We start from the raw sequence: 5,274 nt of genomic DNA, 5'->3' as shown, positions 1-5,274 counted from the left end.
CGCCGACGCGGGGACGGCCGCCGCCGACGCGTACGCCCGGGCGGTGCCGCCGCTGCCACCCGCACCGCAGCCGGCGGTGGGTGCGCCCGTCCTGCCGCTGTTGCGGCCCGGCCTGGGCGTGGACGTCGACGCGCTGCGTGCGGCCGTGGCGGTGGCGGCCGGCCGCGCGGCGGCGCTGCTGCGGGGTGAACGGTGATGCCGCCACTGGGGGCTCCGCGTTCTCTCCCGACGGCGGCCGTCGGTCAGGTCGGCGGCGGCAGGCCCGCGTCGGCGATGCGCTGGCGCATCGATCGCCGGCCGACCGCGGCGAGCACCTCGTGCAGCAGGTCGGCCAGCGGCACGGGCAGCTCCGCGTCCAGTTCGCGCATCGCGGTGCTCGTCGCCGCCCACTCGGCCTCGATCACCGGCAGCAGCTCGCGGGCCCGGTCGCTCAGGTGCACCACGCGCTGGCGGGCGTCCGTGCCGGGGACCAGGTCGACCAGGCCGGCGCGGACCATCTGGGCCACGGTCTGGCTGGCCGCCGAGTGGGTGACGCCGACGCGGCGGGCCAGGTCACGGATGGGCAGCGGCCCGTCGGCGACCAGCACCCGCAGCGGCGGCGAGAACCGGGGCCGGTAGTCGGCCAGGCCCCGCTCGGCGTAGACCGCGGCGACGTCGCCATCGAGCACGTCGAGGACGTGCCGCAGCAGCGTCCCCAGGGCCTCACGTTCCGGTGCGTTCGCCACCCCGCTAATGTAACAGCGCTGTTGCATTGGACGGTGAGAGGGAGGAGTGGGTGATGGCCGAGCGATATCCCCTAGTCGAGCCGTACGCGCACGGGATGCTCGACGTGGGTGACGGCCAGCTCGTGTACTGGGAGACCTGCGGCAATCCCGACGGCAAGCCCGCCGTCGTGCTGCACGGCGGGCCCGGCTCCGGCTGCACGCCCAGCTGGCGGACCTTCTTCGACCCGGCCCGCTACCGGGTGACCCTGTTCGACCAGCGGGGCTGCGGTCGCAGCACCCCGCACGCCGCCGACCCGGCCGTGGACCTGTCCACCAACACCACGGACCACCTGATCGCCGACATCGAACTGCTGCGCGCACACCTCGGCGCGCAGCGTTGGCTGGTGCTCGGCGCCTCCTGGGGCGCCTCCCTCGCCCTGGCGTACGCGCAGCGGCACCCGCGGCACGTCAGCGAGCTGGTGCTGTTCAGCGTCACCGCCGGAACCCGCCGGGAGATCGAGTGGATCACCCGGGACATGGGGCGGATCTTCCCGGCCGAGTGGGCCCGCTTCCGTGACGGCGTGCCGCCGGCCGAGCGCGACGGCGACCTGGCCGACGCGTACGCCCGGCTGCTGGCCGACCCGGACCCGGCGGTGCGCGAGCGCGCGGCGCGGCAGTGGTGCGACTGGGAGGACACCCACGTCGCCACTGCCCCCGGTCACCGGCCCGACCCCCGCTACGACGACCCGGTGTTCCGGATGCTGCAGGCCCGGCTCGTCACCCACTACTGGCGCAACGGGTGCTTCCTGCCGGAGGGACAACTGCTGCGCGAGGCGGAGCGGCTGGCCGGCATCCCCGGCGTGCTGCTGCACGGCCGACTCGACATCAGCAGCCCGCCGGAGGTGGCGTGGCAGCTGGCGCAGGCGTGGCCCGACGCCCGGCTGGAGCTGCTGGAGGCTGCCGGGCACGGCTCCCGCAACGGCCTGGCCGAGCGGGTCGTGGCGGCGCTGGACGACTTCGCCGACCGTCGCTGACCAGCGGGGCGGCGTCGCCCCGCTACGCCACGGCCTCCCTGCCGTCGCGTACCACGAACTCGCCGGCGGCGGTGGCGGTGGCGCCGAACCCGGTCCGGCGCAGGGTCAGCGCGACGGCCCCCGCGCCGCCGCCGGCCAGCGTCGAGTCGGTGATGCGGTAGGACGCCGGGGTCGCGCCGTCGGCGAACAGGCGCTTGCCCTCGCCGACGACGACGGGGAACTGGAGCAACCGGTACGTGTCGACGAGCCCCGCGTCGTGCAGGGCGCGCGCCAGCTGCCAGCTGCCGTGCACCTGAAGCTCGCCGCCCGGCTGCTGCCTGAGCCGCCGCACCTGCGCGACGATGTCGCCGCCGCGCAGCACGGTGGTCTTCCCCCAGGCCGCGTCGGCGTCGGAGAGGGTGTTGCTGACGACGTACTTCGACCCCGTGTTGAGGGCGGTGGCCACCAGATTGTCGGGGTCGGTGACCTGCGGCCAGTAGCCACGCATCATCTCGAAGGTGCGGCGTCCCAGCAGGAAGGCGTCGGCCTGCCGGAACCATTCGTCGACGGAGTCGAGCTGGCCGTCGCCGCTATGCGGCACGAGCCAGCCCCCGCGCATGAAGCCGTTGCTGGTGTCCTCCTCGGGCCCGCCGGGGCCCTGCATGACGCCGTCGAGGCTGACGAAGGTGTGGACGCTGATCTCCATGCGATGTCTCCCGGGCAGGGCCTGCGACGCGCAGGCTACGGATGCGGTGCGGTGCTCCGATGGAGCACCGCACATCCGAAGCCTGCTACCGACGGGTTCTATTGTCAAGACAATAAAAGTTGTCGGTGGGGTGCGGGTCACGCGGGGCGCGGCTCCCCGGCTACGGCACCATCCAGGACAGCAGGGGCGTGGCCTGCAACCCGACCAGCAGACACATCAGGGTGAGCAGCAGCACGCTCGGGCCGAACATCCGCCGGAACAGCTCGCCCTCCCGGCCGGTGAGCCCCACCGCGGCGGCGGCGATCGTGAGGTTCTGCAGACTGACCATCTTGCCGAGCGTCCCGCCGGAGGCGTTGGCCGCGGCGAGCAGGACCGGATCGAGCCCGGCCCGCTGCGCCGCGACCACCTGCAGCGCGCCGAACAGCGAGTTGGACGATGTGTCCGAGCCGGTCAGGGCGACGCCGAGCCAACCGAGGACCGGCGCCAGGACGGCGAAGAACCCACCCGCGCCGGCCATCCAGACGCCCAGCGTCGCGACCTGCCCGGCGGCGTTCATGGTGAACGACAGCGCCAGCAGCCCGACCACCGTCAGCACGGCCCAGCGCAGCTCGAACAGGGTGCGCCCGTAGAGTCCGACGGCCTCGCGCGGCGGCACCCGTAGCAGCGCCGCCGTGAGCAGGCCGGCCACCAGCAGCAACGATCCGGGAGCCGCGAGCCAGGCGAAACGGAAGGTCGTCAGGGGCGACGGGGCGCCGGAGGCGGTGACGACGTGCAGCCCCGGCCAGGAGACCGCGAGCGTGCCCGCGTCGAGCAGCCGCTTGACGGCCGGCACCTGGGAGACGGCGAAGACCGCCACGATCGTCACGTACGGCGCGTACGCCCGCCACTGCGACCCCGCCGGCGCCGGCGCGTCGCGCTCCGGCAGCCCCCCGCCGACCGCCACGGCGACCGTGCGCCGCGCCACCACGGGCCGGCGGGTGACGAGCAGCAGGACGCCCATCCCCGCGAAGGCGGCGGTGATGTCGGCGAGCGCGGCCGTCAACCAGTTCGCCGTGACGAACTGGGCCACCGCGAACGCGCCCCCGCACGCCAGCGCCGGGCGCCACAGCTCGCGTACGCCCCGACGGCCGTCGGCGACGGCCAGCAGGACCAGCGGGACGACGACCGCGACCACCGGGACCTGCCGGCCGGCCATCATGCCCAGCTCCGTCGCCGGCAGCCCGGTCACGCCGGCCAGGGTGGTGATCGGCAGGCCGAGCGGGCCGAAGGCCGCCGGCACCGTGTTGCCGACCAGCGCCACGGCGGCCGCCCGGACCGGGCCGAGGCCGAGGGCCAGCAGCATCACCGTGGTCACGGCGACCGGCGTGCCCTGCCCGGCCAGCGCCTCGAGCAGCGACCCGAAGCAGAACGCGATCACCAGGGCCTGGACGCGGCGGTCGTCGCTGATCCGGGCGAAGCCCTGCCGCAGCGTGTCGAAGTGCCCCGTGTGCACGGTCAGGCGGTGGATCCAGATCGCGGTGCCGAACGTCCAGACGAGCGGGAACAGCGCGAAGGTGGCGCCCTGACCGGCCGCCAGCAGCGTCTGCGGCAGCGGCATCCGCCACAGCCACCAGGCCGGCGCCACCGCCACGCACAGCGCCCCGAACGCCGCCACCCAGGCCCGCGTACGCACCACTGCGAGCAGCACGAACAGGGTGAGCAGGGGCAATGCGGCGCAGGCGGCGCTCAGCGCGAGCGACCCGCCGACAGGCTGCAGGGGTTGCTGGTACATCGGGACCGCCTCGGCTGCGGACGCCCTGACCCGGATGGCGTGGGTACGGCCCATCCCACCGGACGCGACCGCCGCGACGCCTCTTCCAACGTGCGCGAAGCGGCGCGTGGCGGACCGGGCCCGGCCGGTGCGTGCCCCGGGGCCCGGCGCGCCCGGCGCCGTTCAGCGGGCGGCGAGCGCGGCGCGCACCGGGGCGGCCTTCGCGGCGGCCTCGGCGACCTCGGCGTCGGGGTCGCTGCCCCAGGTGATGCCCCCGCCCGCCCACACGTGCACCCGGTCGGCGTCCACGGCGGCGGTGCGGATGGTCAGGCCCAGGTCGACGCGCCCCGGGGCGACCCAGCCGAGCGCGCCCATGCTGGCGCCCCGACCGACCGGCTCCAGCGCGGCGACGCGGTCCAGCGCGGCGAGCTTCGGAGCGCCGGTGACCGAGCCGCCGGGGCAGACCGCGCGCAGCAGGTCCGCCAGGCCGAGCCCGTCGGCGACCGCCGCGGACACCGTCGACTCCGCCTGCCACAGGTCGCACCACCGGCGTACGGCGAACAGCTCGTCGACCCGCACGCTGCCCGTACGCGCGACGCGGGCCAGGTCGTTGCGCTCCAGGTCGACGATCATCACGTGTTCGGCGCGTTCCTTGGCCGAGGCGAGCAGCTCGGCGCGGCCGGCGGCGGTGGCCGGCCGGGTGCCCTTGATCGGCCTGGTGATCAGCCGCCCGTCGGCCAGCTCCACCAGGGTCTCCGGGCTGGCGCAGCCGATCGCCCAGCCCTGCCCGACGAGGGTGCCGCCGTAGCGGGCGCCGGGCAGCGCGGCCAGCCGGCCCAGGGCCGGCAGCGGGTCGCCGGTGTAGCGGGCGGCGGCGTGGCCGACGAGGTTGACCTGGTAGACGTCGCCGCGGCCGATCGCCGCGCGGACCGCCGTCACGGCGTCGGCGTGCTGGCGGGGCGTCCAGCTCTCCGCCCAGTCGCCCCGCCACCAGTGCGCGCCAGGCGACGCGATGGGTCGCGGCGCGGCCGGGCCGTGGCCGTAGACGACCAACGCGAACACCGCCCACCCGGGAGATCGGAACAGCGACGAGGAGGGGAA

At 75.5% G+C, this 5,274-nt stretch carries 6 protein-coding genes; 2 read left to right on the top strand and 4 right to left on the bottom strand.

Annotated features, from left to right (window positions below; translation table 11 throughout):
- Window positions 1-196 (top strand): hypothetical protein (locus AB0G13_RS33965; RefSeq protein ID WP_357883582.1); only part of this gene is annotated, 196 nt, incomplete at its 5' end.
- 46 nt (window positions 197-242) lie between these two features.
- Here the strand turns inward: AB0G13_RS33965 and AB0G13_RS33960 are convergent.
- Window positions 243-725, bottom strand: a complete 483-nt coding sequence (locus tag AB0G13_RS33960; protein WP_357883579.1) for a MarR family transcriptional regulator — start codon at window positions 723-725, stop codon at window positions 243-245.
- A gap of 53 nt (window positions 726-778) precedes the next feature.
- Here AB0G13_RS33960 and pip point away from each other — a divergent pair, with 53 nt between their 5' ends.
- A complete protein-coding gene (pip, locus tag AB0G13_RS33955; RefSeq protein ID WP_357883576.1) occupies window positions 779-1,738 on the top strand; it encodes a prolyl aminopeptidase in 960 nt (319 codons plus the stop codon).
- Between the two features lie 22 nt (window positions 1,739-1,760).
- On the opposite strand, the gene AB0G13_RS33950 is transcribed toward pip, so the two are convergent.
- From AB0G13_RS33950 to AB0G13_RS33940, 3 genes are all read right to left on the bottom strand, one after another.
- Window positions 1,761-2,423 (bottom strand): dihydrofolate reductase family protein, encoded by a 663-nt coding sequence (locus AB0G13_RS33950; RefSeq protein ID WP_357883573.1) that lies wholly within the window; start codon window positions 2,421-2,423, stop codon window positions 1,761-1,763.
- A gap of 160 nt (window positions 2,424-2,583) precedes the next feature.
- A complete protein-coding gene (locus AB0G13_RS33945; RefSeq protein WP_357883570.1) occupies window positions 2,584-4,194 on the bottom strand; it encodes an L-lactate permease in 1,611 nt (536 codons plus the stop codon).
- 162 nt (window positions 4,195-4,356) lie between these two features.
- A partial coding sequence (locus AB0G13_RS33940; protein WP_357883567.1) for a chorismate-binding protein occupies window positions 4,357-5,274 on the bottom strand: 918 nt, incomplete at its 5' end.

Origin of the sequence: Micromonospora sp. NPDC023633, from assembly GCF_040640035.1 — a bacterium.
Classification (GTDB): Bacteria; Actinomycetota; Actinomycetes; order Mycobacteriales; family Micromonosporaceae; genus Micromonospora.
This window is presented reverse-complemented; position numbering and strand designations above follow the sequence as displayed.